Below are 7,850 nucleotides of genomic sequence, written 5' to 3' on the forward strand. Positions count from 1 at the left end.
ATGCCAAAGCTGAACGGCCAGACCCTCGTCCCCGGCATGCCCGTCGAAGGCTTCATCCAAACCGGCGAACGCACCGTCCTCTCCTACTTCATAAAACCAATGCAAGACCAAATCGCTCATGCGTTGAAGGAAAAGTAAGGCGGATATACAGAAAATAGCTGGAACATACAGAGAGAAGGCAATCAGTTTATAGGCATCTGGTCAAACACTAAAAGAGGATTTGGAGCTGCTCCCTTCCAGCTCCTTGTCTTCTAAATATCGATCTTCTCTGAAAGCGAGAGTGCATCCTCAAGATCGATACCTAGGTATCTGACAGTACTGTCCATCTTAGTGTGGCCAAGAAGAAGCTGCACTGCACGAAGATTACCTGTCTTCTTGTAGATCTGCGCAACTTTGGTTCTACGCATTGAGTGTGTGCCGTAAGAACTTGGTTCTAGCCCGATTGATAAAACCCACTCTTTCAGCATTCGACCATACTGTCGCGTCGAAATGTGCGGCCTGTCATGAAACCGACCAGGCCATAAATACTCTGACCCGATCATTTCTGGACTGTCTATCCATTTTGACAAGGCTGATCTGGTTCCTTCCATGAGTTCGAACTGAACAGGCTTACCGGTCTTACTCTGTATTATTGAAGTGCGCTCTTTCACTCGTCCTGCAGTAAAGACATCGACAACCTTAAGACGTACAAGGTCACACCCTCTGAGTTTGCTATCGATTGCTGTGTTGAACAAAGCTAGCTCACGTACTTTGCCTGCAAGCTCAAGGCGAACACGAATGGCCCAAACGTGCTTTGGTAGCAAAGGGCGCTTTTGCCCGACAATCCTGCCACGATTCCAGGCTGGTTTTACTGGTCGGATCATAGGAAGGTTTGTAATGGTCATAACAGCTCCTCCATGCCATCCCTCAACCACCACATCGAACCGATTTTACTGCATGTAAAAGACGGTTTTGAGATCTAGATCTACAGACGTGGCAGAGTAGTAATATGCTCTGAGGATGAGCTTAGACTTCAATGAGCAAACGACATCTGTTTTGAACGTCAAAGTCTTTAGCTAGTTGGCATTGCTATGAAGTGGGCCACAAACGAACCTTAGGCCTATTCAATCTTTGGTTGAGACAGGCTCGCTTTGGTGATGAGGAGTTTTGTGTTTTGCAAGCTGGTATTGGAGAAAATTGCGTTTGAAAACTCTCCTAGAAAGCATGTCGGATCGTACCGCACAGAACAAGATCTAGATAAGCGCAATGTGTCGCCGTGAAACTACATTAAGAACGCTGATGTGCTTTCTCCGAATAATCAAAACTATTTCTTCACTTTCTTGCGCGTGAAAGTTTCTTTCAACTTCTCCCGTTTTGATTTGAACAAGTCCTGCAAAGCGGCGAGGGCTTTTTCGACGTTAGCAACATCTCCGCGAGCTTCTTTCACTCTGTCCGCTTTAATTGATGCCTGAATGTGGGAGAGGCCTTGCCGTGCTTTTTCGTGCTGCGCTTGGAACAGATTAAGCTTCTTCTGTGATTTGAGCGTATTCTGTTTCTCACTCAGTTGCTTAAGGGTTTCTACCGAAATACTGTAAAACTCTTTAAGACGCTCAAACTCCTGAGCGGTAAAACGGCCGAGTTTGTAAAGCTTCTTTCCTTTATCAATACGGGTTTGGCCCTTAAGAAGCAGTTTCTCGCAGCCGGTGAAATCTCTGTTGATCAAACATATCTGGAGGTCTTTGATGATCTCGCTCAGTTCACTCACAAGCTGTTCAAAGGTTTCTCGTTCATAAGGGTCCTTAAACTCATTGACCTGATCACTCATAGTCGTGAGTTCATCTCGCAACGTACCAATCCGGCTGGCAAATATTGTCGTCTTCTGATCTTCCGTTTCCGCTGCTGCTTCCGGATTTCTCGCTGCAACTGCTTTGATTTCATCCAGACTGGTTTTCATCACCTGAATTTGAACATCGATCACCTCAAAGCTGCGTCCGGGGTCTACCGCTTTGCCGGTCTCAAGAGAGGTAAGTGTCTCTTCTGCTGCGTTATAGGCGGTATCAAGTTGCTTCAAGTGCTTCCTAGCCACTGGATCTGCTTCAGCGATGTGCTCAACCTCATTGCGAAGATGATAGACAGAGAGCAACTCTTGTCTGGCCTTCGCAATCCGCGCAATCAACTTGTCGCTTTCTGAAGGCTCTACTTTTTTCTCTTCCGGCTCAAGGCCCAGATCACCATTCAGTGTGAGAATAGCCTCCATTAAATCCAGCGTGCTCTCGATGTCATCCAGATGGGTGTCACAATCGAGCTGAGTTGACGTCTCTACCATCTGCGAGGCTGTTTTCAGCAAGTTGTTCGCGAGCTTATCACTCTCCATGAATTTTTTCAGCTCAGTTTCATTGCCAAGCAGACTGTCAGCACGACTGCCCAGCAGAGAATACCGAGTGCTCAGATCTGTGACATTGAGGGAATATTGACTTCGTAGATCCTGTAGGCCGGTAAGGACACCCTCAACTGCAGTGTTAAGCTCAGAAATCGCGCCCTCAATCGCATCGACCTGAAGTTTTGCAACCTCCACATCACGATTCATGACTGCCGTCTTCAAGCCAGTCACCGCTGCCGTTCCCTTACTGTGAGCCGCTTCTGTTTCCGTTAGATCCACACCCCAGTCCACAGCCTCATTCAGCTTTGCAATGCCGATATCAAATCGAGATTGGTGATAGGAAATGCTATCCTTCAAAGACTTCAATAGATTCTCTTTGATCTCCTCAGAGGTCTTAAAGATCTTTTGCATCAATGTGAGCCCGGCTTTTGCTTCTGTCATGAAGACCTTCAGTTGAGGCAATATCTCGAAAGCCTGAACGTCATCTTGGTCAGCTAAACCCTCTGCTTTATCAAGGCTTTGCAGAGTAGATTGATGCGCCGCATTCATGTCGGAAATCTTCTCGGGCATCAGATTAGGAGACCAGATGAGATTGGCTCTCTCAATACCTTCCCGAAGGCGCTTCATATCATTGAGAATCCTGATCACTTTCCGCTCTTCCTGATCAAAGATCGGAGGATCGAGAACTTCTGTCTTTCCGCCATCCACAGACTTGGTTGATTTTGTTTTGAAAATGCTCTGCAACTGCCCATAAAGCGTATACGCGCTTGTTAGAGCAAGCTGTAGATCTGGAATGACTTCATCTTCATCCTCAGTATCCCGTTCAGCGATATCCAGTGCATCTGCCGTAAGCTGTTTTGCTTCTTTCAGGATGCCATCGAACTCAACCAGAACCTCATTCTCCAGCGTTGTACGCCACTTGGCCTCGGCCTCATTCAACCCTTTTTGAAGCTTCGCCAAATTGGCAAGCAACTTCACAAGCGTTTTTTGAGAGGTATCGTCATCTCTAACCAGGGCTTCAGAGACATTTAAGTCCGCCGGATCTTCTGGCTGAGGCACTGAGGCAGGTTCATAACTCTCTGGCGTTGCCTTCTTGCCTTTTCTCAAACCTTTAGGTTTAACAAAACAGGCCTCCATATTGGCCAGAGCCAGAGGCAGCTGCGCCAGAATTTCTCTTGCGTCTTTAACACGCCCAGCATTTAGCAGTGCTTCTGCTTCAAAAACAATTTCACCTGCAGCTGTGTTGTAACTGAGAAAATCTGCCGCCTGCCTATCATAGGCAATTTCCCGGCGGCGCTCATAAAGCGCTGCGATTTTGGACTGAGCCTCAACAATATCCGCCATGAACAGATTAACTTTGGCAGATGTGTCTACCCCTCGCTCAAAGGCAACCACCATGCCATCCAAGGCAATCTGAGCATTTTCCTTATGATCGGCGGCTTCCTCCACTTTGTTCGCACCAATGGCTTCATCTGCATCATCAAGGAACTGCTTTGTCTTTTGTGAAAAGTTCTCGAATATCTTGAGTTCTTCATTATCGGTGAAGTCACCAGTATGTGCGGCTAACTTGTCATAATCCGCACGCAACATTGCGATCTTCTTGGCCAGCTTCCCAGCTGCTCCACCTTGGTCCTGCTCTGGCGTGAACTGCACAAAGTCCTGTACACGAAACATCAAGTTGTTAAGGGGCCGACGCGCTTGCGTAATCTGCCCGTCAGCCGCAACAAGTTCTCCAGCTTGTACATGGTGTTCTGCGGTTTTGACAAAAAAGTCAAAGTCCGTCATTTGCTTGGAGAAGCGCTTGAAGGATCTTTGATATTGCTCATTTTCTTGAGCAAGAGCCTGTAACTCAGGAAAAAGGTCGTAAGCAGGCTTTGCAGCGATTTTGAGTTGCTCAACTTGGTCAAAGGCTATGTTTGTTGCAGAAACGGTCTCCTGCCGGATTTCCTCCAGTTTCTTAAGACTGCTTCTGGCCTTATCATTCTTTGCAGCTGCATTCTGGTTTTCACCATGAATAAGGTCAGTTTGTGCGTTTTTCGTCAAAGACATAACATTTTTGAACTCATGCTCAAATTGCTTAACGTTGGATCCACCGGCCTCGACTTTACTTTTGTCTTTGAAAATTTGCTCGGCTTGCCGACGGATTGTCGTCGTTTCTTTGAAAAGTAGTTTTTGCTCAGGATCTTTCAGCTTCGTTTCATCAATACTATCATCCGTTTCGTCACCCAGATCCGGATTTAAGATTTTACGCAAGACAAATCGCTGCATATTCGCTTGATGATCTTCCGCTTCTGTAATGAACTTTTCGACACCAACATAGTCTGCCTTTTGAACTGCTGAGTTCGCCTGACTGAGCGCTTTCTGAGCTGCTTCATGCTCCACATCAAACCATTTTAAGAACAACTTTGAATCTTCAACCACGCCTCTGTTTTCAGCCGTTTTGCTCACATCCCGTTCAACAAGTGACAGCTTGAGCATAGTCGCGTTCAGACGCGAGTCTGCGTCCCGCTTACCTGCCCGCACGGCTGCTGCCAGATCATTTTTACGTGATTGAGTGCGGTCCAGCGCCTCCTCAGCCATTTCTGGTTTTGGAATATTGATACCCGTATTGACGTCACGAAGCGCTTCTCGCGCGATTGCATAGGCTTTGTCAACCTCATCAACATTGACGTCAGATTTTACTAGGGCAGTGCGCTCACCATAAAGGATCTCCAACTCTGAGTTGAGTTTAGCAGACTGGGCACGCAAGCCTGTAAGGATCTCATCCATTGATTTGTTGGCTTTATGTGCCAGAAGCTCAACATCCCCATAAAGAGTGTAGGCCTCTAGAATGCCAGCCTCAAGTTTCTCGACTTTCCCTTCATCAGCTCCCTTGGAGGAAAGAGCTGAGTGTTGCGCACCGAGTACATGTACAAAATCAGAGAACTTGGTTTTTACGTTTTCAAACTGGGCTTTATATGGGCCATTGGGAACAGTTTCGCCGAGCTTGTCGGCATGTCCTATTTTGGGTACCAGCCTCGTAATTTCTGTCGCTAGAACATTACGTTTATCTGTCCAGCTTGCTTCTTCTTCGAGGTCAAACAGTGGAATTTCGTAGAACACGTCACCATCTGCGTCATCTCCATTCTCAACGGTCTGAGATGATGGTTCCGGCTCCTTGGGAGATCCTTTGGCATTGATCTCCTGCATCATTCCAATGATCCAGGCCTCTACTTGTGGATCCTGAGACTCATTTTCCTGATCTTCAAACCTAACCTTACCCATCAAGACACTCCATCCAGTCACTCGAAATGGTCTTATGACTTTATTTTCTATCGAGTATGAGTGCCTTTGTAGTAAATCTACTACACCTGTCTTGTTATTGGTGAATACATTACAGTAATTTCATGAGTTTTTTTCTTTACTTGTGCTAAAATTTTCTTTGTCTTGTTGCATTGGGTGGTTGCACAGGCTCAGGACTCTGATGCCTTTTCATTTTGTGCCAAGTTATAAGGTTATCTCGATGCAGATGATTAGGCCTTTTAGGTTTATATCATTCAGCACAGACAATAGTTTGATACTCAGGCAAAACAGCAGTTCAACTTGAATACGGTATCTTCGCTCATCTGACGATCTGATTCCGGAGTAATTTAACGCGGGTGGGAGTTGTATGACATCAGAAACAGTGGCGGAAATGGGCAAAAATACTATTCTAGTGCTAGCTGCTAGATTGGCCAGTTCCAGACTGTATAATATCGACCTAAAGTTGAGAACTCTCACCGATAGAGATTACATCGAGTCAAATCGAATGGCAGCTAATGGTCAAACAAGTCTTGCTGAGCAGATGACGGAATTACATCTGGTAATTCCTGTGCATCTGCTCGAGCACTTCCAGTGGAGGTGTTACTATCTGTCGTATCTGCATAACGGAGAATGCACTGTTTACGCGCCGCTTTACCGAAGTTATTCAGGGTAAATGACGGCAACTCTTTGTACCCATTAATATATAGTGCGAAACATTTGCAAATCAAGAATGGTGGGCAAGGCAAAACCTTAGTATTGCTATCTCTAGCAAGGAGATACCATATGAGCAGCTGTACTAACAATTTTACTGATCTTGGTCCGACACCAATTCTAGGGTCAAACCGTTTCAGAATTTGGTCTGAGAATGTTAGTGCATATTTTATTATTGACGTCGCGATGCCAAATCCGATGTTTTTTAATAATGGTCCTGTGCCAGTAATGTTCGTGACCGATGGCAACATATGCTTTGGTGCTGCGTCGACTTTACTGAACTCGCTGGCAATGGAGCCAGATGGGCCTCCACCACACTGCATTGTTGGCATCGGGTATGATGTTTCTGGGAGAGGTGAAAAAGCAGAACACCTAGCAATTCGCACACGTGATCTTTCCCCATGTGAAGACAAGCGATTTGAAGCCATGATGCGCCGCGCACCAGCACCGTTTACTTGGCAAGATGAAATTCAGGCAGGTGGCGCAACTTCCTTCTTAGCTTTTGTTCTAGAGGAACTATCTCCATGGCTTGCTAGTCGTTTCGATTTAGATCTGACCCAAACCACGCTAACGGGTATTTCCATGGGAGGACTATTCGTACTCAATACGGCCTTTGCTCAGCCAGAAGCATTTCAACGATATGTGGCTATTAGCCCAGCCATCTGGTGGGCTGATAGCTTTCTCATTGCGCTAGAAGAGCAAACGAGTACGAAAAGGCAGAATGTCAAAATGGATATATTCATGGCCGTAGGTGAGCTTGAGGAAGCTGCTGACGCACATGCTAAAATGGTATCCAATCTCGTTAAACTGGTGGACCAGATGGATTCCCGCTCAATTTCTGGGCTAAGATTGAACCACAAAATCTTAAAAGGAGAATCTCATATGAGTGTTTTCAGTCCAGCTTTTAGTCGGGCCTGTCGTGCTCTATTTGCAGGCCAAAATCGCAATGAAAGTTGGGCCAACCTTTGAAACTGGTATCAACGATCTAAATTTGCTCCTCCTGTAGAGAAGTCATTCGGTTAATTGGGGTCGGCTAGCTAGAGAGGAAATTCAACGGAAAAATCTAGCTTTCCTCTCTCTATAGTAAGTCGAACCAGAATAACCTAGAGTTGAAACATCGGGCTGCTTGGCTGTCTCCAACAGCAGGCTGAATGGCCGGTGTTGGTCACAAGCGACTTGCTACACCAGCGAGGCTCTGTGCTTTGACCAACGTCAGCAATGAGCGTATTAATACCGAGTAGAGAACTTCCTATCCCACAAACCAGTCGCCTGCCCCCCTGACGTTGCCTCAATCCTTGATAGAAATACACGAACGTCTGGTTAGTGGTACATCGCAAACGAAGCATTCAATCCATTTCTTAAGCTTCTTCATAACACCCAACGCACAACACTTCATCTAAACCAATCAGTTAGAAGATATTTTTCGTTTCACTTGACCCAATTTCGAGAGTGAGTCGAGCATGACTGGGAATAGTGACACTTACAACCGTACATATAC

General features: G+C 46.1%; 3 protein-coding genes and 1 pseudogene. 2 read left to right on the forward strand and 2 right to left on the reverse strand.

Annotated elements, in window-relative coordinates:
- Nucleotides 1-138 (forward strand): annotated as a pseudogene (locus PsAD5_RS28520) (HlyD family type I secretion periplasmic adaptor subunit); the annotation flags it as partial.
- A gap of 113 nt (nucleotides 139-251) precedes the next feature.
- Here the strand turns inward: PsAD5_RS28520 and PsAD5_RS14340 are convergent.
- Complete coding sequence (locus PsAD5_RS14340; RefSeq protein WP_063286833.1) at nucleotides 252-884, reverse strand: tyrosine-type recombinase/integrase; 633 nt, start codon at nucleotides 882-884, stop codon at nucleotides 252-254.
- A gap of 419 nt (nucleotides 885-1,303) precedes the next feature.
- Nucleotides 1,304-5,623 carry a hypothetical protein gene (locus PsAD5_RS14345; protein WP_063292619.1) on the reverse strand — a complete coding sequence of 1,440 codons (4,320 nt, stop codon included), beginning with the start codon at nucleotides 5,621-5,623 and terminating at the stop codon, nucleotides 1,304-1,306.
- Between the two features lie 801 nt (nucleotides 5,624-6,424).
- On the opposite strand from PsAD5_RS14345, the gene PsAD5_RS14355 reads away from it, so the two are divergent.
- Complete coding sequence (locus PsAD5_RS14355; RefSeq protein ID WP_193776969.1) at nucleotides 6,425-7,321, forward strand: alpha/beta hydrolase; 897 nt, start codon at nucleotides 6,425-6,427, stop codon at nucleotides 7,319-7,321.
- Nucleotides 7,322-7,850 lie beyond the last annotated feature (529 nt).

The organism is Pseudovibrio sp. Ad5, assembly GCF_001623095.1.
Classification (GTDB): Bacteria; Pseudomonadota; Alphaproteobacteria; order Rhizobiales; family Stappiaceae; genus Pseudovibrio.